Below are 23415 nucleotides of genomic sequence, written 5' to 3' on the forward strand. Positions count from 1 at the left end.
TTAGAAATCAATCGTCCCGCCTGTTGGTGGGATTTTTTGCATATAATTTTTTTCTAACATATCCCATAGCTGCTCGGAAACGGTCTGCGGAGACAGGGGCATATTGTTTTTAATCCACCATTCCACGACGCCCACGTATGCAGATAACATAAATTGAACGGCAACCTCTTTATTGCCTTCCTCGTAATTCCCACTTATTTTCAATCGTTCAATCATTCCGTTTTTGACTAGAAGAATTAATTGCTCCCGAAAACAAGGTGTACCCTTGTTGGTTAAGACTGTGAAATAAAATGAAAAATGCGCTTCAAAATAATGAAACATCGACAGAAGAGAATGTTCAAGATCCAATTTCTCTTCTGGAGGCATTGAGAGAATGCAAAATTTCAACATATTGCTCAAATGATCTTTTATTGCTTTGTCGAGCAAATCATACTTGTCCGAATAATGAAGATATACTGTGCCCCTATGAATATTGGCTCTATTCGAAATGTCGTTGATCGTAATCGTATCAAAGTCTTTCTCAGACATCAATTCAATCAGAGCTTGATTAATTGCTTCCCTCGTCTTGACTGTTCTCCTGTCTACTTTAGACACCGCGTCATGATCTCCCCTCAGCTTAAGATTCTGAACAGATTTGAACAATGCGTCGATTACATGACATAAATCACTTTTTTGACGATTGAGATATCGAGTGGTTTCTATATAATTTAAATCAATACATGTGAGTTAATCAACACTTGTCGTCAAATTAATTAAATGATTCACATGTCCAGCTATTTAAATGAACAGAAGAGAGGCGGAGAGATCATGAAAATCGAGGTTTGGTCGGATGTCATGTGCCCGTTGTGCTATATTGGTAAAACGAATTTGGATACAGCTCTAGAACAATTTGGTCAAAAGGGTCAAGTAGAAGTCATCTACAGACCATTCCAGCTATTCCCCAATGCTCCAAGCAATACCGGCAAAAATTATTATGAATGGACCGCCGAGGTTCATGGCGGCGGAATGTCTCCCGACTATGTAAAAGAAGGAAATAAAGCGGTGGTCCAGATGGGCAAAAATATCGGTCTCACTTATAATCTTGACACATTGATTCCATCCAATACGACAGATGCTCTTCGCGTAGGTGTTTTTGCGCAGGAACAGGGCAAATCAGCGGATTGGATGGCTGCGGTATATAAGGCCTACTTTACCGATGCGATGGATATTGGCGATCATGCGACACTTGCCAAGCTTGCTGGCGAGAGCGGTCTTGATACTAGTGAAGTACTAGCCATGCTGTCTAGTAATCGTTACAAGGATACGGTCGAGAAGGAGCGCCAGAATGGGTCCAGGAGGGGAATCACTGGAACGCCGTTCTATATATTTAATGATAAGTATGCCGTTTCCGGGGTAAGGGGAAGCGATGCGTTCCTCGAAGCAATTGAACAAGTCTGGAGAGAAGAACATCCTTTGCAGATGATTGAGAATGTGTCAATTGGCGATTCACAGGGCGGTATTTGCGGGGAAGACGGCGTGTGCAAGATTTAATTGATCTGAGCTAAATAGATAGCAAAAAGACCTGGCCATTACTTCCATTAGCCAGGTCTTTTTGTGCAACAAGCGGATAGAGGGAGCAAGCAATACCCGATTATCCATTAACGATTGTACCGCCGTTCACATGGAGCACCTGACCGGCCATATATGACGAATCTTCGCTGGCTAGGAAAACGTAGCTCGCGGCAAGTTCGCTTGGTTGACCAGCGCGTTTCATCGGAGTTTGTGAACCAAAGGCAGCAACCTCCTGCTCTGTAAACGTAGAAGGAATGAGCGGTGTCCAGATTGGACCCGGCGCTACTGCGTTAACACGTATACCTTTGGCATTTAACTGAAGCGATAGTGAGCGGGTGAACGCCACGATAGCTCCTTTCGTGGCCGAATAATCAAGCAGCTGCTCATGCCCGTGATAAGCCGTGACCGAAGCCGTGTTGATGATGGCGCTGCCGGCTTTCAAATGCTTGATGGCTGCTTTCGTTAAGTAAAAAAAAGAGAAGATGTTCGTTCGAAATGTTCTCTCCAGCTGCTCGCTTGTAATATCCTCAATCCTTTCCTGCGGGTGCTGCTCGGCGGCATTGTTCACGAGAATATCGAGCTTGCCGAATTTTTGCACCGCTTGATTAATCAGTTGCCGGCAGAAGCCTTCGTCGCCGATATCGCCTGCGATATGCAGGCATTTACGACCTGATTTCTCGACGTGACGCTTGGTTTCCTCTGCGTCTCCATGCTCATTCAGGTAGACAAGCACGACGTCAGCGCCTTCCTTTGCATAGGCGAGCGCAATGGCGCGACCGATGCCGCTGTCGCCTCCGGTGATTAGTGCGACTTTGTCCTTCAGCTTGCCTGCCGCCTTATAAGCGGTATTGTCAAACTCGGGCTGCGGGTTCATTTGCGATTCGATGCCTGGTTGCTGATTTTGATGCTGGGGAGGAATTAAATTTTTCGGCGTTGTTGTTGCCATGTTTAAGGGCTCCTTCCATGCTAAATAAATTTTAGTGAGGATCGTGCAAGGTCGGCAAATCATACTTCTGTGATACCCATACATGGTCTTATAACCAAGTTTTTCATATAACGAAACAGCAGCTTATTGGCTGCAATGACCTGCAAATACTTACAAGGAAAGGCTCAATAGCTTATGAGGATGCTGAAAGATTTACAGGGTTTATTTCACGATCTCCGCATAATAAACGTAATTCGGATGGAACTTAATGATAGATCGGCACATTGATTTCCAAAAGGAGCGTTACTTCATGAAGCTCAGCACAACTTTTTTTCGTTCAGCAATGATTATAACACTGACTGTAGGATTGACTTCTTGCATTCCGATTACCAAAGAAGCTGACGGAAAGGCGGACGCAGCCCCTCAAGAATCGACAACAGACAAGAGCGCCATTCGTCCGTTTCACGTACATTTTCCGGAAAGTGAACTTGTTGAATTACGCAGGCGCATACTTGCGACAAGATGGCCTGATAAGGAAACAGTCTCGGATCAAACACAAGGCGTGCCGCTGGCCACTATGCAGAAACTTGCGGATTATTGGGCAAATGATTATAACTGGTTCAAGATCCAGGAGAAATTGAATACTTTACCGATGTTCATCACCAATATCGATGGGGAGGACATCCAGTTCATTCACGTTCGTTCCAAGCATAAAGATGCTTTACCGATCATTCTTATGCACGGCTGGCCAGGTTCGATAATCGAGATGCTGAAAGTTATTGATCCACTTACGAATCCTACAGCCTATGGCGGAAAGGCATCGGACGCATTCGATGTCGTTATTCCTTCAATGCCTGGCCACGGCTTCTCAAGTAAGCCGACTGCAACCGGATGGGGTCCTGACCGAATCGCAAAAGCATACGGAGAACTTATGAATCGATTGGGATACACGAATTATGTGGCGCAAGGCGGCGATTGGGGGGCTATGATCGCTGATTTGATGGGAGTACAGAAGCCGCAGGGACTGATTGGTATTCATACTAATATGCCTGGTGCAGTTCCTGCCGAAATTCAAAAGGCGCTTCAGGACGGTAAAGGATGTCCCCCAGGTCTTTCTGGTGATGAGAAGCGCGCATGTGAGCAATTAGCATTTTTCAACACGCAGCTTGCCTATTCGCAGATAATGGGTTCACGTCCACAGACGTTGACCGGACTAGCAGATTCGCCTGTCGGCTTAGCGGCCTTCATGCTTGACCATGATGCGAAGAGTTTGGAACTCATTGCAAATGCGTTTGACGGAAAGCCAGAAGGTCTTTCGCGAGACGATATTCTTAACAATATTACACTTTATTGGCTGACAAACACGCCTATTTCATCAGCGCGCCTCTATTGGGAGAACAAATATCCTTTCTTCAGCATCAAAGGCGTCACGTTGCCGGTTGCCGTAAGCGCCTTTCCTGACGAGCTTTATCAAGCGCCGAAGAGCTGGGTGGAGAAAGCATATCCTAACCTTATCTATTACAACAGACTACCTAAAGGTGGTCACTTCGCAGCATGGGAACAGCCCAAGCTATTCGTGGACGAGCTTCGCAAGGCATTTAAGCCACTGAGATAATTAGCTTTCAAAAAATGCCGCATATTATGCGGCATTTTTTATTTATGGCAAGAACCTGATACCATTCGCGACTGTTTACAAGAACTTTGGTAAATTCCAAATACGTAAGAACGTGGATTCGATGTACAGGTATGTTAAAATAGTCATATCGGACAAGCTTATTCGGAGACCGATAGAATTAACGCGATTGGAGGAAAGTAAATGCAGCTTATCGACAAAACGAAAATCCAGCAGTTTATCGATATCCTTATCGATCAGGATTTATATATCCATCTTGAGATGACTACGGGTGCTTACGCCGCGCATCTGGATCGTACGAAACATCCGGCCGCGACCTTTATTTCGAATGCCGTCATTCGTTATTCCCACGGATCGATTTCCGGGGACGGACCTTATCGCGTCGGCTTGAAAACGGAGCAAGGCTGGGTTTATTCCGAGGGGCTTACCCACTATGAAGAAACGGATTCCGAAAAGCTTATCCTAGCAGGTCATGATTCGGCGGGAAAACTCGTCGTGGCATTGCAATTGAGCAGGGAACCGTTCTAAGGTAAAGGGGGATTCGAATAAATATGGAACGACACATCTTAGTTGTACTTCCGCATCCAGACGACGAAGCGTTCAGTGCATCAGGTACGCTTGCTATGCATCTCGGTCAAGGATCGGAAGTTACTTACGCTTGTTTAACTTTAGGTGAAATGGGCCGTAACATGGGCATACCGCCATTCGCCAACCGGGTCACTTTACCTGTCATACGCAAGCAGGAACTGGAAGCTTCATGCCGTGCCATCGGCATCCGGGATATCAGAATGCTCGGATTTCACGATAAAATGATCGAATTCGAGGACAAGGCGGAGTTGGACGGAAGTATCGAAGCGCTCATTAAAGAGCTGAATCCTTCGTTGGTCATAACTTTCCATCCGACGCTAAGCGTTCATCCCGATCACAACGCATGCGGGGCGGCGGTAATCCGGACAATCGTCAGAATGCCTGCCGATCGAAGGCCGACCGTGCATGGCATGGCATTCGCCAACAATCACGAACAAGAGATCGGTAAGCCCGATATTGTTAACGACGTTAAAGGTTTCTTGAAACAGAAGATGGCGTCTATTCAAGCCCATAAATCCCAGTTTCAAGCCGCCGAATTGTTAGGCAACAAGAAATTATCAGATCCGGAAATCCAGGCGCGTTTCGGAACAGAGCGATTCTGGACTTATCGATTCGAATAAAACAATTATTCATGAACAGCCATCCTTATTGCGGGATGGCTGTTTTTATCATTCCGATCAGTTATATATAATGGTCATTTAGCAATAGCTATACCACCTGATCCCTCCGACTACCGCAGTCTCTTCGGAAACTCCCTTTTTTATTACCGAGTCATCAGGATATCATCAGTCATTAATGAATGAATTAATTGCTATAATTATTATGAAATATCTGAATTTGAACGAAAGATGGAAAGGTTGGTTTAGTCATGTATCACAATGCTCCTTTGGATTATGCATATCCTAAACAACTCCGATACCGGAAAAATATAACAATTGGGAGTTAATAGTAAATTAGATTCATTAATAAGGAGGACAACGCTATGGTTCCAAAACATATAGTTTCCGCGGCAGCGATTGTAATCAATGAGCATAACGAAATACTATTGATAAAAGGACCCAAAAGAGGATGGGAAATGCCTGGAGGGCAGGTTGAAGAAGGTGAATCACTGAAAGATGCAGCAATAAGAGAAACCAAGGAAGAGAGCGGTATAGATATAGAAGTGACAAAGTTTTGTGGTGTTTTTCAAAATGTCGGCGCTTGCATATGTAACACTTTATTTCTTGGCAGGCCTGTCGGAGGAGAATTAACAACTACCCCTGAGTCTTTAGATGTAGGATTTTTTCCAATCGAAACAGCATTGGAGATGGTTAATTGGAAGAATTTCAAGCAAAGAATTGAGTTATGCTTGAATAAAGAAAATCATCCTTTTTATGTTGAATTTTCTATTCCTCTTAAGGATTGCTAGAGCACACCATGGCAAAGGCCAATTGCTAGCCTAGAGGGCATATTTCCAAATAAACCAACATAAAAGAGCAGACACCCAAGAAATGAAACCAAATATCATGACGATCTTATTCTCGCTCCAGCCATACTTCAAACTGAAATGATAATGAATCGGTGCCATTTTAAATAGTCGTAATTTCGTGCGTTTATAGTACCAAACTTGTATGATAACCGAGAATTGCTCAACTAGATAAACTGAAAACAGGACGGGAATTAATATCTCTACCTTCTCAATTATCGCTAGGATGGAGAGTGAACCTCCAATGGCAAGCGATCCGGTATCGCCCATAAATGCTTTGGCAGGGTAAATATTATAGAATAATAATCCAAGCAGGCAGCTAATCATTACGAGGGAAAATATTTGTACTTCCTGTTTACTCGAGATTAGAAAGAAGAAAAAGTAAGTCGGAATTGCAACGTTAATCAATAGCCCGTCTAAACCGTCTGTAAAGTTGATAGCATTAGCTGATCCAACCACAAAAAATAACATAATAACTATGTATGCGTATACGGGCAAGTGAAGCTGAAAACCATTGATCAAAGATATATCGCTCGTCAGTTTAAATGAATAGAACAAAACGATTAGCAGAATTCCGGTAAATGCAAATTGAAACACTAATTTGGTCCGTCCCGAAATGCCAGATGGATCTTGCTGCGCTGCCTTTTTGAAATCATCCATAAAACCAACTGAGCTGAATAAGAGAAAGGAAACACACAAAAAAATCATCATGGGTGCAGGGTGGAATTGCAAGGACGTTGCCACACCGATAAGTAAAATGAGGCCAGCCATTAGCGGCGTCCCCTGCTTAGCTTGATGGTCGGGGGGGAGCTGGGAGCGAATTGGTTGAATAAGATTCAGGGTGCGCAAGACCCATATGAGTAGTGGTGTAAATAACGCTACAAGCAAAAAAGAAAGGCCAGATATTCCTAATATCCCAAGCATAGTGAATCCCCTTTCCCTTGTCCGAAATGAAAAATCCTTAAACATTCGGTTATCCCTCTAAAGCAACTTTACAGAAAGTGTTAAGGCTAATAAAGAGAAGGTTTGGATTGGATTTTTTCATATTTTATGTGAGTCAAGGAGGAACTAGTCTTATTATCTATTGGCACGAACGTGGTGTGAAGGAATATGGAAAACTTACTTCGCAGAATGGGTTCTGCGAAGTAAAGTTGAACAGCCTGACTGCATCTATTGCAGCGTTCTCCGCAGATGATCTTCTAGCTGCTGGCTCCAGACTTCAATCTGCGGATTTTTATGTACATCATTGCAGCTGAAGCCCGGCAAAGCGCTCATACCGATGTATCTGTGCGTACGATGCACATGCTCCAGCACCTCGTCCACGCTTAGTCTGTTGAAAAATCCGTCCGGATCGCTGAAAGCCTGCCCCGGAGCGTTCCAGGTCGTTGAAAGCATATAAGCTTTCCCGGTCATCATCCCACCTTGTCCGTAAATCTCTGATCCTTGGTAAAACACCCCGTAAGCAAAAACCTTGTCCATATAAGTTTTGAGCAGCCCAGGTACGCTGAACCAATAGACAGGCGTTTGGTAGATCACTAGTTCGGCCCAGGCATAGGCCAGCTGTTCTGCTTCGGGATCGTATCCGTCCTGTAAAATAGTCGTTCGGACTTCATTGTTTTCACTTAATACTGAGACCATCTTGTCCATCAAGGTGCGGTTCAACCGGCCGTCTCCCTCACGGTAGGATTCATGTCCGTTTACAATTAAAATTTTCATTGTCTATAACTCCTTGTATATGAAATTGCCTTGTTTGGCTCAAAATTATTATAAATGCATTAACTTCATTTTGGGAAGTAGTGGTTATTTATTCATATAGTTTCCCTAAAGATACTTTTGTGCTACGATTAGAAAAAAACGTATAAGCAGGGAGGCAGCTCAATGTTAAAGTCAGAAGAGATCGTCGTGTTGGATAGAGGAATACCCGGTGAAGCTTGTCCTATAGAGAAAACACTGGCCGTCATTGGAACCAAATGGACCATACTGATCGTTCGGGATTTATTGCTAGATAACACGCTGCGCTTCAGCGATCTGCTTCGCTCGATGGAAGGCATCAGTCCCAAGACATTATCACTGAGGTTAAGGGATTTGGAGGAACACGGGATCGTGGATAGGGCTGTCTACCCGGAGGTTCCGCCCCGTGTGGAATATACTCTGACAGAGAAGGGTAGGGAGCTAGAAGGAATACTGATCGAGCTCAAAAGATTCGGATTGCAGCTATAAAAAATAGTATCTTTACGATCAAATATAGAGGAACAGAATAAGCAGTATGTAAAAAACCGCTCATCCGTATTTCGGATGAGCGGTTTCGAAATTATTAATGTGATTTTACAGCTGGAAGGATTCCGTCATATTATTACCGAAATAACAAAGGAACACCTAGGGAATAGATAACAATCATCATCATAAGTACTGTGATGTGATTAAGCGAGAAAATGAACATCGAACGGGCCCACTTGTCCTCCTGCTTCCGTTGATATCCGTTGATGCTCAGAATCAACCAGATCAGGCTCAGGAGTGCATTTGCTACAGCAATGTAAGGATTAAAGGACCAGAACAAAAAGCTGCATAGGAACAGAGCAACCAGATATACGTTCATCTGTACGTAAGTTCTACGAATACCCTTGACAACCGGCAGCATCGGGATGTTAGCCGCTCGATACTCCTCCATGCGCCTAATCCCGATTGCGTAGAAATGAGGCATCTGCCAAATAACCATCAGTAGAAATAAGGCAATAGCATTGGGATGTAAAATATCTGGTGAGATCGCGGCCCAACCGATCAACGGCGGAATCGCCCCAGACAAGCTCCCAACTTCGGTATTATAGATGGTTCTGCGTTTTGTCCACATTGTATAAGGCACGACATATAAGAACAGCCCCAGAAAGCCTACGAAAGCAGATAGCGGCGAAGCAATATAGAGTGCTACAAGACCGCCGACCGCGAAATAAATACCAATGATCAGACCGCTTCTAATATCAATGATGCCAGAAACAGTTGGCCTGTTTTTCGTCCTTTCCATCATGCGATCGATATCACGGTCGTATAAATTATTAAAAATACCGGCCGCTCCAATTACCATGGAAGATCCAATTAGTGCCAACGTCATGTTGCCGATCTTATCGATTAGAGGTATTCCATGTACGAACAACGCCATACTGAGCCCTGCGATCATGGCGATAAGGTTCGACTTTATAATACCAATCTTAATCGTTTCAAATAGTACCTTCGTGATTGAGATCGGAACTGTTTGGATGCTAACCGTGTTGCTTTGGATTTGCATGTCTCTAACACACCCTTCCCGGTAAGTTAACTTCTATAGGTTTAGGTTACCATATTGGTGTCGTTCATGTGCTTAGCTTCAACAAACACTCATGATTCTGTCAAAAATCTTTGTCGCTTTCGTGAAATAGCAATTTCTAATCGTGCGAGTCATAGTCATGTTCCAAATTGGAGGGTAGATTGAATGAGTAATTTTAATAAAATCCCCTTGAATAAAGTACATATTATAGGTTCCGTCGGAAGTGGTAAAACAACATTAGCTAAAAATCTATCAAATAAACTGAGAATACCGCATTATGAATTGGATAATGTTGTTTGGAAGAGACATAAACCACGAGACATTAAAAGAACTGATGAAGAGAGAGATCAATTGTTGAGCTCAATTATTGGTTCGAATACTTGGATTATAGAGGGGGCTCATTATAACGAATGGGTTTTCCACAGTTTTCATAATGCGGATTTAATCATATTTTTGGATACTGATTATTCGCAACGAAAGTATCGAATAATCAGAAGATACATCCTACAGTTACTTAGAATAGAAAAATCAAATTATAAACCATCTTTTGAAATATTCAGAAACATGTTTATCTGGAATGATAACTTTGAAAATCGAATCAAACCGAAGGTAATAAATAAGTTAGGCGAATATTCTTCTAAGTCCATAAGACTAAAAGATCCAATTGAATTTATAGATTCATTAGACTTTAACGGAGGATGATAGTTATTTAGTAGAAGATATAGGTTGGATCGTCACGAAAATTGAAAATTCTGAATTCAAATTCTCGATTGCCTTTAATAATACGGTTCCATCATTAGGAACACGACAACCCCGGTTAAGCTGACATATAGCCATATTGGCATCGTCCAACGGGCAATTCTGCGATGTTTATGCAGCTGGTTTGTCCATCCCCATACGAGAGTGAACAAGGCGAGCGGCACGATGATAGCAGCCAGAATGCTGTGAGAGATCAGAATGAAGAAATAAATCGGCCGGATAATGCCTTCACCACCGAACTTCGCCGTCTCCAAAGACATGTAATGGAACGTTAAGTAGGAAACAAGGAACAATAGTGTAGAAGAGAAGGCGGCGAGAATGAACCCTTTGTGAAGATTTACGTTCTTCCGTAGGATCGCAATCAAAGCGGCTAGCAGGAAGATAAAGGTGAAGCTGTTCAATACCCCATTGATTCTTGGAAAGATGGTAAGGTCGAAATCGATCTCTCCTTTGTAGCCAATCGGTGAGAAGAATAAGAGTAAAATAACGATATTTGCGACCAATGAGATGGTGACGATGGCAGCCGTATAATTTTTGTTGCTAGCTGGCCGCGGTGTATGGTGGTTTTCGCTCATTTAATTCGAAGATCTCCTTTCCTATCACATGGTAATGGCTCCATTATAAGCGCTTTTGTCGAACAGCAATCAAACTTTGATGTCAAATTAGCGAATTCTTATTGACGATTTAATGGCTGCCGAGTATGGAAGCCTTCGGCCATTACCGGTCATAACAAGACTATTCTACCCTCAAGGGATTACTCGAATTGCATCATCTTTGTTTTTTTCTTTGATATTTTGCTGTGAATCATGGAAAGGATAAAAAGCAGTGGAATATACACATAAATACAATAGAATCCAATCTCAACTACATTTTTTCCCAACCACTCAATCTTAACACGATCGTTAAACGGAAGAGTGGCCAGGAAGAGTGCTATAAGGATCAGAAGTAGTGACAGTGTGGGTTTAAGATTCGTAACTCTCTTTATAATTCGAGTACAACTCCAAATCGAGAGACAAAGCATGGGGATAATAATCATAAACCAGATACATATGAAAACAATTTCAATTCTTGCAACAACTGAAAACTCAATTACTTTAATCATTACCAATGATGGCCAGTAGGTATGCCTTAATAGCCCCTTACTAAAATACATGATGGTCACAAAAATGAGTACGGCGTACTTAAGTGTGATTAAAATTAAACTGAGATGAGCCCATTTTACATTTTTCTCGGGAGCTTTGATAAATGGAAAATAAATGAGTAAACCTTCAAATCCTATAAATAGGATGCCTGAGTTTTTAGAAGACATGAGCAAATCTTTGATTGAATGATCAAACATGGGCAAAACATTAATAAAATGTCCATATTTAATATTGAAGTACAATAACAATGGCAGCAGCCAGGAGAAAATGACCCCAAAAAAACAAAAGCCGGATATGACACGAAATCCTCCAGAAACGGCGTAATAAATGACACCGATGAGTAAGATGCCCAAAACCCACGTTCTAAGTTCGGGATATATCCAAATTTGTATGATTTCAATATAGCCGCGAAAGACAGTTAAAGCTAAAATAAAATAGTATCCAACGATAATTAGTGAAATCGCATTCCCTAGGAATTTACCAAATAGGATGCGATGTAAGTCGATGACATCTTTGGCTGGATTACCGAGCATCTTAAATATCATCCAAATGATAACATGAAGACTTAACCCCATCGCAAGAACCGAGATCCAAGCATCGTTGCCTGCAAATTCAAAAATGAAATGTTGAAAACTTAAAGCACCGACCCCGACTATAGAAGCATGGATGAGGAAAAATACAAAGAAACCGGAAACTAAGTAGTTATCCTTTACCATTTTCTGCACTAATGCCCAACTCCCAATGTTAATATTTTAACTTCTGTCTGCACATCAAATTTTATGTTTGGGTAAATTTGAGTAGTAAATTCCTTCTCATTCCAGTTCCTTTGGTGAATACTATGAAGATTGCCTATCCCAATGGGATCCACAAGATTCTTTTGGAAATCTTCCAGCATGCCTTTAATTTCCGCGTTTAAGTTATTTTCGATTTCTTTCTTCAAATTAAGCATATCGTTGTTGTTTTCAAAAGCATTTAAGGTTGAAGGATATTTTCCAAGGTAAATATCGAGATGAAGTGAAATGAAGGCATGTTCATTTTCTACGATCATTTTATGTTTCGAGTAAATAATTTTATATGTAATTTGCTCGTTTTGATCACTTTTAAAGTTATATGTGCTTGATTGTATGTCGACTTTATCGTCTTTAAGGAGCTTAATGAGTAAGCCTTTTTTATCTGTGAGCATAAGTTTTAATTTATCACCATGAAATACTCCTACACCGTTTAATTGCAAAACATCATCAGAGTCTTTAACCAAAACGGGCAAAAAAATATCTTGTCCTTCTCCAAAGTATTGATTAAGAAATATATGGCTATTTGTGGAAGGTGTATTCCCGTTCTTCATATTTTGTTTGATCAGATTAGATAAATAGACGGGTGGATATTTTAAAGTTTCTGCTAAAATATCACTAGCCTGATTTGTTGTTAAAACAAGTGTAGAGAGATTACTTATGAGGGGATCTCGAACAATGGAGCCGGCAAGCTCTGAAATGCCTCTTCTTGCCGTTTTTTCACTAATTACTATTGTCTGCAATTGACCGATTGCAATCTTGTGATCCGATTGTGAAGTGAAAGATGTAAGTGCCTCATTAAACGATGTAGCTTCTCCATTAAGCAAAAACAATTTCGCTTTCTTTTCAAATGCAGAATAGGAGGCACTCACGCTAAATGTTTCCCCTTGCAAGTCGAGTCCAATGGTTGTTATGAGCTTAACTCGATCAATAATTTGTTCTTTTGCGCATCCCGAGAAAAGGAAACAAAAGAATAGAAGGGAGAAATATCTTTTCATAACTCTAGTTCCTTTACTTAGTAATTTATTCGTTATTGTAATCGTTATTATTATCCTTAGCTTTTCTTTCCTTATATCTTCTCAACGAAAGTGGGCGTAAATAACGAGGTCGATTAAAAGTAAGGCTGAGGGAGGAGCGAATAAAACTATCTGTGAATTCACGGAAACGAAATGGGAACAAGGGAACAATGTAGGGATTACCCAACGATTTCAATCTCAACAGATGGCCTAAAAGTAGTAAGAGCCCAATCGTTATGCCTAACCCCCCCAATGCTGCCGCTAAGCATATCAATGGATATCTTAGAAAGCGTATTGTATTAGCCATTTTAAAGCTAGGTGTAGCAAATGAGGATAGAGCAGAAAGAGAAACAATGATAATTAATATATTGCTCGTTAGAGAGGCTTGCACGGCAGCTTCTCCGAGTACGATACCGCCTACAATACCCAACGTTTGTCCGACTTTGGTTGGCAATCTGGCGCCAGCTTCACGTAATAGTTCCACGGTTAATTCTAAGAGCAATACTTCAAGAAACGGCGCGAAGGGAACATTCGCTCTAGATTCAATAATCGGGCCTAGAAGAGATTGCGGTATGCCGGAATAATGAAAGGTTAACACGGCAACATAGGAGGGAGAGGCAAGAATAGAGAAGGCAACTCCCAAGAACCTTATGCTTCGAAAAAAAGAACCTATAACCCATGGCAGATAATAATCCTCGGGTGAGGCGAAAAAATCAAACATGGTGCTAGGTCCGGATATTATATATGGAGATCCACCGCTTAATATCGCAACTTGGCCGTTAAGAAGATTAAATTTTATCTTGTCTACACGTTCCGTTGACATAAATAAAGGGAATGGCGAATTTGCGTTATCCGTTATGACTTGGTCAAGAATAGAACTATCAAATACCACATCAAAATCAGCATCTAATAATCTTTGTCTTACGGTGTTTACATACTGTGGGTTGCAAATACCGTCCATATAAACAATCGCTACTCTTGTTTGTGATAGTGAACCTAGGATGTGCTCCTCAAATCGTAAATTCTCAGAAATTATCTCTTTACGAAGTAAATTTAGGTTAGTATCTATATCTTCCACAAACCCGACTTTCGGGCCAATTACGCTGTATTCGTTATCGGCTTCATTATTACCCCGATACCCGCGTTGTAGATCCGCAATAGGGATTAAAAGCCCTTCATTCAAATCAGGTTCAATTTGAACATAAATGAAGCCTTTAACCAAACTTTGTGAAACCTCGTTCACGTTAGAAGATAACGAGACATTTTCTAATGGAATCAAGCTTTTTAATGCCAGAAGACCGTTTATTTCTGTCTCTGAAATTTGAAAGCGATGTAATAATTCGTGGTGAATAAGTTTCTGGTCTACAATCGCTTTGCAATATGTAAAGTGAATCCGTTTACCATGAATAGTATGCACAGATTGCACCAAATCATTCGATTTGATGGTATCCTTCAAAACCGAGTATAAATTTACTGGAATTAGAAACACACCTCTCAGTAATATCTTTGCTTTATTATGAGCTTGGATATGGATTACTATTCCTATTTAAGTTGAGCACAGCTCGAGATCACAATCAGCTCTTCAAGATGAAAAACAACCTAGTCTGACATTAAGCAGGTATTCGTTCCTGACAGCTCAACAGATCCAAGCTCCAACGAGGAAATCATATGGAAAACTCGGCGTGTATAACAAAACGAAATAACTGTGGCGAACCATGTTGAGAACGAAAGTGAATAAGGATTTTACTACATTGTCGACCGCAAGAAAAATAGGATCATCACCGGCGGCGACAATGTGTATCTACCGAAAAATTCGCGTCCTAAGAGCAGGTGATTTTCTTCCTGCATACGACTACATGATACATCGCTTGACCGTCTTTGATCTCAGCCAGATGAAGAAGCTCAGTTTCTTTAACCGCTCTTATCGTTCGGGGCACAATATTCAAATCCATATTTCTGGCTTGCCTCATTACCTTGCCAAAAAATCCGGTGTGGTCGTGAGCAACCGTCTGCCCATACATGTGGACAATATCGTAATACACCAGCAATTCGCCAATTAATTCATTCGTGCTGTATTCAAATAGATGATGAGGATTCAGCGGTTGTTCATCTAAGAATGTCCCCGGGTTGGTAACATAACGATTGGGAGTCGAAACGATGAATATTCCGTCATCTTTAAGAACCCTCGCAGACTCCTTTATCCATGCTGCTCCACAAGGAAGGTGTTCGATGGTCTCAAAAGATACGACAACATCAAACGTTTTATCCTCGGCAATCAGCGCCTGAACATCACCCGTTATAAATTGAACGTTATCTCTGCTGTAACTCTTTCTTGCATGCTGCACGCAGTCTTCTGAGATGTCCACGCCGATTACAGTCTGTGCTCCCGCCTGCTGTAGCATCACTGAACCATAACCCGCTCCACAGGCAGCATCAAGTACGATTTTCCCATCAACATACCTGGCGGCGAGTTCATAACGCGCCAAATGCTCTTCCAATACTTGACTGAAGTTCTCCTTGACGACTTTGTTGATAACTATGCGTTCTCCGGTAAAAGGAACATCATTTTGTTCCATATCAAAAATATCCTCGGTATTTTCGCTGATTTCAGCACGCGGATGAGCAGAAACGATGAAATTAACGATATGGTAGGTTGGGGTCTCGCTTCTCCCAAGGGAAGCCATCTGGGCAATATAAGCTTCATCTTCAGCCGATTTCGGCGGCTCGTTTCCTCTGACGACCAGTTCATTAAAGCCCGCATCACGAAATAAACGAATCACTTCAGGCAGCTTGAAATAGGCAAGTTTATGTTCTTCCAAGTTACCTTCGATCAGTTTCTTCAAAACGCTGAAATGAAGAAGGTTTGAAAAAGCGCCGATTACTTGGCCCTCCGGTTTCATGCATTTTTGTACGCTGCTAAGTAATTCAATGACAGACGAATCGTTTCGGAGCTCGTATGGAAGAAGGATTACATCGAAAAACTTCTCTGGAAACTGCTCAAACGCTATAAGCGGTTCATCCACCTGTACGTCCGCAAATAATGCGGCACTGTCCGCCTCAAAAGGATCCCATTCTATCCCATAAAGCTTCGCATGCTTGAAGCGATTCTTCAACTGAAGAAGAGTGCCTCCGCCCTTACAATTGATCTCCAAAACTCGTAGGCAAGCATTTTCCGGTTTTTGAATCATTTCAACGAAATCAAACCGAATTTCGTAGGCATAATCCGAGATATATCCCCACTTTTCCTTAAATTTCTGCCGGTTGGTCGAGAGCAAGGAATCAAATTTATCGGCATCATCTTTCCATGATGTGCTTCCAAAATGGTGAATAAACGAATCCTTACAGAGCATTAAGCAATATCCGGCCTTACGAATACGGTATGAATAGTCATCATCTTCATAGTTTCCGGGAGTAAATATCTCATCAAGGGAACCGATTGAATTAACGACGTCCTTTTTAAAAAGCAAACAAAATGCGATGAGCTTTAAGCGCTCCTCCCATTTCTGCGGGTCACTTACGTTCAGTGCTTTCGCGAATTGCTGCAATTCTTCGATTGTTCGATATGAAACGGCAATCGACTGATAGTATGAGCAGTTATTTGTGATACTGCCAACTGCCCCGATTTTTGCGTCGCTATACAAACAGACAACCAAATTGTTCAGCCAATTCGTTGTAACAATCGTATCGTTATTTAGCAATAAAATATTGTCGCCAGCTGATATTTCAATTCCTTGATTGCATGCTTTCGTAAATCCCAGGTTCTGTTCATTCAATAGATACCGGATATCCGGCTGCTCTTTGATCCATTCCACTGATCCGTCGGTGGAATGATTATCTACGACGATGAGCTCATAAGTACCAGCTTGCGTGTAAGTTCGGATGCTTTCTATACACCATTTTGTATAGTCAAGCTTATTACGGGTCGCAATGATAATACTTGTTTTCAAGTGTCTGCCTCCGATCATCTGTGAGTAGCCGTATAGGGCCGTATTGTTGTCAGTAAACGATCAGACAAAGTGGTACTTTTGTTAGCAGGGGTGCGATTAGAAGCCCGAATTTCTTCGATACGTCAACATAGCTGTTAGCCATTCCTATAACCGGTTCGAAGCGCTCGGGCTTTTGATCGCGAGCCTTGGAAAACCATTCACGAGAAAGGTTGAAAAAACCAAGAGAATGCGCGAAAACAGCAGCAGTGATCAGCTCGGCGTATTCCATTGTATCCGCCTGGTGTAGGCAAATATCGATCAGTTTACGTTGATAGACAGGTGGGGCGGCTAGAAAGCCATACATGAATAAGGCAGGAAGCAGGGAGAGTCCGGAGTTGGATGTACTGAGGGAGAGAAATGCTCCCCATGCGCCGCAACGCAGCAGCGCGAGCTGACGGCGCTGAAAAGAAGCGCTTGAAAGTTCCTTTACTCCGTTCAAGTCCGACATGGTATCGTCATCCTTCATCGTGAGAGCCCAGAGGTAAAGCTCAGCGTCTGTGTTGTATTGCGGAATTGCCAGCAATTGCTCTAGAAGAGAACGGGCTTGCTCATCTTCGCCTGTCTGCGTTAGCCAAATAGCCAGGAGAATCGGATTGGGGGACGCGAAGCCTGGCTGTCTCCACAATTTCAAGGCAAAATCGACATTTCTGATATCTATGGCTGTTTCTAACAATAACGTATGAACGAGCGCTCGAATTCGATCACTATTGCAGATTGAAAGGAGGTTCAATAATTCCTCCTCTTCTCCCAATAATAGGGCGGTAACGGCCAGACGATGCCAAGCAGGTCCGTAGCCCGGATGATAGGCCAATGCCTTCCGGTAATGGTCCATCGCGTCTTGCCAGAGAAACAGCCGCTCGTGAATCGTTCCTGCCAAGTAATGGCTGCGATACGTTCCTGAACCGGATGAAGTCGTATATTGTAACGATCTTTCGGCGCATCGCATCGCTTGACCGATTACTTCCAACCCTTCTGCCAGCTTCCCTTTATCCAAACAAAGTGTTGCTTTAAGCTCCAACAGATCCGAATAATCGGGATAGAACAAAAGCGCTTCGTCGACCAAGAGTTCCGCCTCTTCCGGTTTGCCGATTTCTCTGAGGGAAAACGCGGTTTTCAGTACTAGATCAGACATAAATCCTGCGTTCACCGGGATTCGAGGGATGAGAGGGGAGAAAGTGACCAGAGCGCGATCATAGTCGCCGACCTGAAAATATTCGGTCCCTAGCGCGTACTGCATCCGCAGATCCTCGGGATCCTGTTCGAGAATATCCCGCAAAATCGCCAAATTCCGTTCGTTTTTTCGCTTTTTCTCGATGATGGAATCCAGATATCCATAATGAAGCACCGTCAAAGGAGCATAAGCGATTCGAGCACCGGATATGGCTGTAATCGAAGGCACGATATCCTCGTGAATTCTCCCGCCGTAAAAAATGCGGGAGTCGTTTCGGAACAGTCGGCATACGGCGTCTGTTATATATTCTTCTCCTGGTTGCTTTCCGATATAGTTAATCATTTTTACATAACAGCCGAATAGTTCTGTCTGATTTAGCAAAAAGTTCAGAGCGACGGTGTCAGTATCTCCAAGCTCTTCATCCGCGTCCAGAACCAAAATCCAGCGGCCCGTTGCCCTACAGATACCGGCATTGCGGGCTTCAGCAAAGTCTCCATTCCAAGGGAATTCGATAACAACGGCATTGTGACCTAATGCAATTTCTTTGCTTCGGTCCAATGAGCCCGTATCGACCACAATGATTTCATTAACTAAACGAGAAACGGAAGAAAGACAGCGATCCAAGTGATCTGCTTCATCGCGAACAACCATACATAAGGATAATGCAGACATTTGTTCCACTTGGTTTCCTCCTAAAATCCATCTTCGAACGGGGCCGCGAGCCGTGAACTCAAGACCAACCCGTAATGCTTAGAGTCCGATTTGATGTTTGCCAGATGGGTATCAGCCAAAAATACCATCGTACGGATTAGCTGCTGTGCCTGTAACGGGTCCGAAGGTTCCTGAAGGTTCAATTTGTTCTTCCACTCGTTAATTACGGATAATGCGACCGGCGTTTTTCCGCTGGCAAAAGCGGCTTTGACCGCAAACGGTAGTTCCTCCGGGGGGACATCTTCAGGCAGTCCATCCCGTCTCTTTCCGTCGGAAATCCAGGATATCCAATCCTTCATCTTTTCCCGGACTAAGGCAATTTGCGAATGGCTCGTGCTTTGCGTGCGGTGCAAAAGACTCTTCAAGCCGTCAATATCGCCAGTAAGCAGTTTTAATGAGAATTGGATTTTGACCGAGTGACTCATGGTAAGTAACTTGCCCCAGTCTTTTAGCAGCCCTGCAACAGTGTGGTAACAGCCGCTTTCCATCAGAAAAGCAATGATTTGGAGTGCTGCTTCCGGTGTTGCAACACGGATTTGCTGCTTAAATAAAGAAGATAATTCGTACTCGCGCCCTCTGCATTTCATAAACCGGAATAACCTGTATAACGGAGGATTCAAGCTCGGTTTATGGTGTATCGCCTCCGCATACCAATTGGCGGAAGGGAGGTAATCCCGCAATGTTTCATGCAGCAATCCAAGCGCATAGCACGTTTGATACGTCCCAATTCCTTCCTCAGTATGATATCCTTCCGGCGGGGGACCCAGCTTGTAAGCCGCGAATAGCGACATTCTAGCCTCATTCGTCCGGCCAAGCTCCATTTCGAAAATACCTTTTATATGAAGGAGATCCGTATACTTCGGATACCGCTCAAACCCTTCAGCACATACTTTGACTGCTTCCTCAATTCTCTGAAGTGCCTGGAGACAGCGCGCTTCGCACTTATAAAGCAGATGCGTATAGCTTAGACTAGGAGACGCTTTGGCTCGTGATCTGCGAAAGACCTCCAAGGCACGTTCGGACTGCCCTGACCGTAAATATTCAACTCCGATATTATATAGATGAAAAGGATCATCTGGGAATTCCGCTAACGTTTCGAGAAGCAGCTGTAGATTTCGATTCACCTTGTTTTTTTTCAAGACGACTTCGTTTTTATATCCGTAGTGATGAATTTTTACCCCGCTCATATGAAGGGAATCATTCGGATTATGCAGAAATATGCTGGGACCAATCTGTTCGTGAATGCGTCCCTCGAACCGATGCTCCGGGGCGTTGCGGAACATGCGCAATACGGGATTGATGGATGTTCCTTGAAGTCCAGTTCCTACATAGTTATGAATTTGCAGAAAAAAACCCGCATATTCGGGGTGTTGTGCGCATATGAGCAGCTTCTCTTTATCAGCCGGTTCAATTTCTTCATCGGCGTCCAAAAATAAAATCCAATGACCCGTTGCAACGTTCAACCCGACATTACGTGCAAAGGAAAAGTCGTTCCGCCAAGGAGAAATGATGACGCGAGCCCCGAACGATTGGGCGATTTCTACTGTATGATCTGTAGATCCGGTATCCACTATGATGATTTCGTCGGCAATGCCGTCCACACTCTTCAGACAACGGGGTAAATGTTCCGCTTCGTCCTTAACGATCATACATAGCGATATCCGGAGGTGCTGCACGTAAATTCCTCCTTTGGGCAGCATTCCAATCCGTATGCCAGCCTGTTGCGTTCAGCATTCGAATGCTCGTATCGATCCGCCCTAAGTCGAGTTGTAAAACCGAGTGGTGGGGAGCCCTTTCCAAACTTTCCAACAGTACGTTTCGTGCCAGTTGCAAGTAACAAAGCGAAATCCCGATCCTTGCATTTTCGTGATCCGGAGTTTGTGCCAACACCTTATCAAGCATTGTTGCGGCATTGCTGTAATGCCCCTTGGTATAGAGGATTTCCGCGATCATATATAAACCTTCTGTATCCAGCTCTCCCGTTTTCATAAGTGTGAGAAGACGGTCGGCAGCGTAAAGAATGAACCCGTATCGGTACAGTAACTTGGACATAATCAGTGACAAAGGCTCAGACAGACTGACAAGCTGGTCTGCAATCGGAATCATTTTAAGCTGGACCGCTCGTTCAATCAATTCCTCTAAAAGGGGGAGAAAGTTGGGATCGTCATTCGCGTATGGGCCACTACCCATTTTTAATATATGGTGTTCTAAATATTCGAACGATTGCTGTTCTTCCGGCGTTAATTGTTTATAAAATCGGTAAGGCAATTCCAGCTCCTCACTCCATCTGCATAATGCCAGATCCATGCACCGCTTCCGTCTGAACTCTTTCACATGGTTCGGTTCCGCGTCCATTTTCTTATATGCATCGCGATATCGGCCAGTTTGCATCAGACACTCAAGTAGCAATTGCCGGTCGCAGGATTCCATAAAACCTGAGGTTTGAAGAAGCTCCAGAGCCTGAGGATATGCACCGATTGCAGCCAAAAGACGAGCAAGCCGGTTCCGGTTCTCAATCCTGCCGGCATCCATAATCGTAGAAAAAAGCCCCATGATCTGTTCATCCGATACTTCTAGCTGTTGCAAAACATCTGCCCATTCCCACAGTGCGGGATCGAACTCGGGATGATCGTCTACGCATTTTCGGTATAGCGCACTTGCCTGCTGCACGTCCCCGAATTTTCGGGAGACACGCGCCATGGCGCAATAAGTCAGGAAGGAACCCATTCCGGCCTCGGATACATAGGTTGTAGTCTCTTGAGCCTCTTGAGCCGCTTTAGTAGCTTTCAAGTAACTTTCAAGAGCTTCCTGCAACCGTCCCGAGTGCTCAAGGGCCTCTCCGAGCAGATGATGCAGGTCCGCGTAATCGGGATACCGGTAGCTTTCGATGTGAAGTAGTTCAGTAGCATCCTCCCACCGATTCAGTTCCAACCACACTTTCGCGCTATCGCGAATGAGAGTTGGGCGGAATGGAGCCTGCTCCGGCACACGAGAGCGAGCTAACGCAAAGAGTACGGTTGCTTTCTCAACGTTTTTCAACTGGCAGTAGGTAACGCCTAAATTGTAGAGATGAAAAGGGTCTTCAGGCCGTTCCTCCACTACTTTTTCGAGAATGCGCAGATTTCGCACCGCTTTTTGCTTTTTTTCAATGACTTGGGGCAAGTATCCATCATGCACGAATTTCAAAGGAGATAATACTGCTGATGACGAATGATGGGAATCCGGCATAACGATTTGTTCGTGAATGGCGCCATGGAACCGATATCCTTTTTCTCTACGGAACACTCTAGTCTGACATGTTTTTAAACGTTCCCATGCATGGTCTCCAAATCGGTTTTCAATTTCCACAGATAAGAGATCCGAATCCGTTTGTACCAGAAATTCACGCAGGCGATCGGCCCCTTCGACAAGTTGCTCATCAGCATCAAGGATTAAAACCCATTGTGTGGTCGCTTTCGATAGCGCAAAGTTTCTTGCACTTGAAAAATCATCTCCCCACGCCATGGAAAACACCGTCGCTCCAAAAGAGCGGGCCACATCTACAGTTCTATCGGTCGAGCCCGTGTCGACGATAATCAATTCATCCGTAATCGGGCAAATACTCCTCAGGCAGCGGGCAATGCAATCTTCTTCGTCACGAACGATAAGATGAACGCCAAGCAGATCGCTGGACATGTTTTTGATTCCTCCTGAAGAAGGGAGCACATAGTTTCCTAGTACTCCTTAGAAATTAAGTTCCTTGTGCATTAAAGAAAACATCAAGAGTTGTACCTGAGGCAGCCTGGTAGGATAGACGGGTATATTTGAGGAATCTGGTGGGAACCAGGACCGTTGCTGCTCCGCCTGCTACTGCAAGACGAGATGAATCGGTAGCCCAGTTCGAACCGTTCGCGCTGATTTCGACATAGAGATCCACAGTATTGGCTGCTGGGCCTGTGTTGTAAACAAAGTAAGAATACGTACCCAGATTTGATGTCGTTACCGCAGAGAGCGGAGTTAAAGTATTTGTAGCAACTACTCCGGTAGTGCTAGTTTCCGTAAAGCTTTTTTGAGAGATCGAGGTGACGCTGTTTAACGTACCTGCTGTGATCGTTGCTCCAAGAACCGCAGACAGAGTACCTGTCGTGATCGTCGCGCCAAGTAGCGCATTAAGTGTACCGCCGGCAATCGTCGCGCTTTCCACAGCCGTGAGTGTACCAGCAGTGATGGTTGTTCCAAGGACGGCAGCCAGAGTACCGGTTGTGATCGTTGCGCCAAGTAGCGCATTCAGCGTACCGCCGGCAATCGTCGCGCTTTCCACAGCCGTGAGTGTACCAGCAGTGATGGTTGTTCCAAGGACGGCAGCCAGAGTACCGGTTGTGATCGTTGCGCCAAGTAGCGCA

Annotated in this window: 21 protein-coding genes; 7 read left to right on the forward strand and 14 right to left on the reverse strand. The window is 43.6% G+C overall.

Going from position 1 to position 23415, the window contains the following annotated elements:
- The gene (locus AC58UW_RS07045) at window positions 1-594 is read right to left on the reverse strand and encodes a TetR/AcrR family transcriptional regulator (protein WP_497419959.1); all 594 of its coding nucleotides are present in this window, start codon (window positions 592-594) and stop codon (window positions 1-3) included.
- 213 nt (window positions 595-807) lie between these two features.
- On the opposite strand from AC58UW_RS07045, the gene AC58UW_RS07050 reads away from it, so the two are divergent.
- Complete coding sequence (locus tag AC58UW_RS07050) at window positions 808-1530, forward strand: DsbA family oxidoreductase (protein ID WP_497419960.1); 723 nt, start codon at window positions 808-810, stop codon at window positions 1528-1530.
- A 100-nt stretch (window positions 1531-1630) separates the two neighbouring features.
- On the opposite strand, the gene AC58UW_RS07055 is transcribed toward AC58UW_RS07050, so the two are convergent.
- Window positions 1631-2497 carry an SDR family oxidoreductase gene (locus AC58UW_RS07055; RefSeq protein WP_497419961.1) on the reverse strand — a complete coding sequence of 289 codons (867 nt, stop codon included), beginning with the start codon at window positions 2495-2497 and terminating at the stop codon, window positions 1631-1633.
- Window positions 2498-2786: 289 nt separating this feature from the next.
- Here AC58UW_RS07055 and AC58UW_RS07060 point away from each other — a divergent pair, with 289 nt between their 5' ends.
- From AC58UW_RS07060 to AC58UW_RS07075, 4 genes are all read left to right on the forward strand, one after another.
- Window positions 2787-4091 (forward strand): epoxide hydrolase family protein, encoded by a 1305-nt coding sequence (locus AC58UW_RS07060; RefSeq protein ID WP_497419962.1) that lies wholly within the window; start codon window positions 2787-2789, stop codon window positions 4089-4091.
- A 201-nt stretch (window positions 4092-4292) separates the two neighbouring features.
- Complete coding sequence (locus AC58UW_RS07065; protein ID WP_497419963.1) at window positions 4293-4637, forward strand: YojF family protein; 345 nt, start codon at window positions 4293-4295, stop codon at window positions 4635-4637.
- 23 nt (window positions 4638-4660) lie between these two features.
- On the forward strand, window positions 4661-5317 hold the full coding sequence (gene bshB2, locus AC58UW_RS07070; protein WP_497419964.1) for a bacillithiol biosynthesis deacetylase BshB2: 657 nt from the start codon (window positions 4661-4663) through the stop codon (window positions 5315-5317).
- Between the two features lie 362 nt (window positions 5318-5679).
- Window positions 5680-6105, forward strand: a complete 426-nt coding sequence (locus AC58UW_RS07075) for an NUDIX hydrolase (RefSeq protein ID WP_497419965.1) — start codon at window positions 5680-5682, stop codon at window positions 6103-6105.
- A gap of 30 nt (window positions 6106-6135) precedes the next feature.
- Here AC58UW_RS07075 and mraY read toward each other — a convergent pair whose 3' ends face one another.
- Entirely contained in the window at window positions 6136-7086 is a 951-nt protein-coding gene (gene mraY / locus AC58UW_RS07080; protein WP_497420010.1) for a phospho-N-acetylmuramoyl-pentapeptide-transferase, read from the reverse strand.
- A gap of 246 nt (window positions 7087-7332) precedes the next feature.
- Window positions 7333-7878 (reverse strand): NAD(P)H-dependent oxidoreductase, encoded by a 546-nt coding sequence (locus AC58UW_RS07085; protein ID WP_497419966.1) that lies wholly within the window; start codon window positions 7876-7878, stop codon window positions 7333-7335.
- A 162-nt stretch (window positions 7879-8040) separates the two neighbouring features.
- On the opposite strand from AC58UW_RS07085, the gene AC58UW_RS07090 reads away from it, so the two are divergent.
- Complete coding sequence (locus tag AC58UW_RS07090; protein WP_497419967.1) at window positions 8041-8382, forward strand: winged helix-turn-helix transcriptional regulator; 342 nt, start codon at window positions 8041-8043, stop codon at window positions 8380-8382.
- Window positions 8383-8515: 133 nt separating this feature from the next.
- Here AC58UW_RS07090 and cyoE read toward each other — a convergent pair whose 3' ends face one another.
- The gene (gene cyoE / locus AC58UW_RS07095) at window positions 8516-9442 is read right to left on the reverse strand and encodes a heme o synthase (RefSeq protein ID WP_497419968.1); all 927 of its coding nucleotides are present in this window, start codon (window positions 9440-9442) and stop codon (window positions 8516-8518) included.
- Window positions 9443-9625: 183 nt separating this feature from the next.
- Between cyoE and AC58UW_RS07100 the strand changes: the two genes are divergently transcribed.
- Window positions 9626-10162: an AAA family ATPase gene (locus AC58UW_RS07100; protein WP_497419969.1), complete on the forward strand. Its 537-nt coding sequence runs from the start codon at window positions 9626-9628 to the stop codon at window positions 10160-10162.
- Window positions 10163-10236: 74 nt separating this feature from the next.
- Here the strand turns inward: AC58UW_RS07100 and AC58UW_RS07105 are convergent, their stop codons facing one another.
- From AC58UW_RS07105 to AC58UW_RS07145, 9 genes are all read right to left on the reverse strand, one after another.
- The gene (locus tag AC58UW_RS07105) at window positions 10237-10794 is read right to left on the reverse strand and encodes a DUF420 domain-containing protein (RefSeq protein WP_497419970.1); all 558 of its coding nucleotides are present in this window, start codon (window positions 10792-10794) and stop codon (window positions 10237-10239) included.
- A 179-nt stretch (window positions 10795-10973) separates the two neighbouring features.
- Window positions 10974-12077 carry a GerAB/ArcD/ProY family transporter gene (locus tag AC58UW_RS07110; RefSeq protein WP_497420011.1) on the reverse strand — a complete coding sequence of 368 codons (1104 nt, stop codon included), beginning with the start codon at window positions 12075-12077 and terminating at the stop codon, window positions 10974-10976.
- A gap of 8 nt (window positions 12078-12085) precedes the next feature.
- Window positions 12086-13147, reverse strand: coding sequence for a Ger(x)C family spore germination protein (locus tag AC58UW_RS07115; RefSeq protein ID WP_497419971.1), 1062 nt, complete (start codon window positions 13145-13147; stop codon window positions 12086-12088).
- Between the two features lie 25 nt (window positions 13148-13172).
- Complete coding sequence (locus AC58UW_RS07120; protein ID WP_497419972.1) at window positions 13173-14621, reverse strand: spore germination protein; 1449 nt, start codon at window positions 14619-14621, stop codon at window positions 13173-13175.
- A gap of 364 nt (window positions 14622-14985) precedes the next feature.
- Window positions 14986-17112, reverse strand: a complete 2127-nt coding sequence (locus AC58UW_RS07125; protein WP_497419973.1) for a methyltransferase domain-containing protein — start codon at window positions 17110-17112, stop codon at window positions 14986-14988.
- Between the two features lie 49 nt (window positions 17113-17161).
- The gene (locus AC58UW_RS07130) at window positions 17162-18994 is read right to left on the reverse strand and encodes a tetratricopeptide repeat-containing glycosyltransferase family 2 protein (RefSeq protein ID WP_497420012.1); all 1833 of its coding nucleotides are present in this window, start codon (window positions 18992-18994) and stop codon (window positions 17162-17164) included.
- Window positions 18995-19014: 20 nt separating this feature from the next.
- Window positions 19015-20709, reverse strand: coding sequence for a glycosyltransferase (locus tag AC58UW_RS07135; protein WP_497419974.1), 1695 nt, complete (start codon window positions 20707-20709; stop codon window positions 19015-19017).
- On the reverse strand, window positions 20672-22708 hold the full coding sequence (locus AC58UW_RS07140; protein ID WP_497419975.1) for a glycosyltransferase: 2037 nt from the start codon (window positions 22706-22708) through the stop codon (window positions 20672-20674). The genes AC58UW_RS07135 and AC58UW_RS07140 overlap by 38 nt, the downstream gene beginning before the upstream one ends.
- A gap of 55 nt (window positions 22709-22763) precedes the next feature.
- On the reverse strand, window positions 22764-23415 hold a 652-nt coding region (locus AC58UW_RS07145), incomplete at its 5' end, for a DUF6385 domain-containing protein (protein ID WP_497419976.1).

This window comes from Paenibacillus sp. J22R160 (assembly GCF_059692135.1).